A 1,115-nucleotide genomic window follows, 5' to 3' on the forward strand; every position below is an offset into this window, starting at 1 on the left:
AGAGTCTTCAACGGAGAGTTTGATTCTGGCTCAGGACGAACGCTAGCGGCGTGCTTAACACATGCAAGTCGAGCGGTAAGGCCCTTCGGGGTACACGAGCGGCGAACGGGTGAGTAACACGTGGGTGATCTGCCTTGCACTTCGGGATAAGCCTGGGAAACTGGGTCTAATACCGGATATGACCCTGGAATGCATGTTCTGGGGTGGAAAGATTTATCGGTGCGAGATGGGCCCGCGGCCTATCAGCTTGTTGGTGGGGTAACGGCCCACCAAGGCGACGACGGGTAGCCGACCTGAGAGGGTGACCGGCCACACTGGGACTGAGACACGGCCCAGACTCCTACGGGAGGCAGCAGTGGGGAATATTGCACAATGGGCGAAAGCCTGATGCAGCGACGCCGCGTGCGGGATGACGGCCTTCGGGTTGTAAACCGCTTTTGACAGGGACGAAGCGCAAGTGACTGTACCTGTAGAATAAGGACCGGCCAACTACGTGCCAGCAGCCGCGGTAATACGTAGGGTCCGAGCGTTGTCCGGAATTACTGGGCGTAAAGAGCTTGTAGGCGGTTCGTCGCGTCGTTTGTGAAAACTTGGGGCTCAACCTTAAGCTTGCAGGCGATACGGGCGGACTAGAGTACTTCAGGGGAGACTGGAATTCCTGGTGTAGCGGTGAAATGCGCAGATATCAGGAGGAACACCGGTGGCGAAGGCGGGTCTCTGGGAAGTAACTGACGCTGAGAAGCGAAAGCATGGGTAGCAAACAGGATTAGATACCCTGGTAGTCCATGCCGTAAACGGTGGGTACTAGGTGTGGGGCTCCTTCCACGGACTCCGTGCCGTAGCTAACGCATTAAGTACCCCGCCTGGGGAGTACGGCCGCAAGGCTAAAACTCAAAGAAATTGACGGGGGCCCGCACAAGCGGCGGAGCATGTGGATTAATTCGATGCAACGCGAAGAACCTTACCTGGGTTTGACATACACCGGAAACCTGCAGAGATGTAGGCCCCCTTGTGGTCGGTGTACAGGTGGTGCATGGCTGTCGTCAGCTCGTGTCGTGAGATGTTGGGTTAAGTCCCGCAACGAGCGCAACCCTTATCTTATGTTGCCAGCGCGT

The 1,115-nt window shown here is 56.9% G+C and carries 1 rRNA gene; it reads left to right on the plus strand.

Features of this window, described 5'->3' with window-relative positions:
- Positions 1–7: 7 nt before the first annotated feature.
- A 16S ribosomal RNA gene (locus ACFW6D_RS31405) occupies positions 8–1,115 on the plus strand; the annotation flags it as partial.

It is taken from the genome of Nocardia sp. NPDC058705 (genome assembly GCF_042749305.1).
Lineage (GTDB): Bacteria > Actinomycetota > Actinomycetes > Mycobacteriales > Mycobacteriaceae > Nocardia.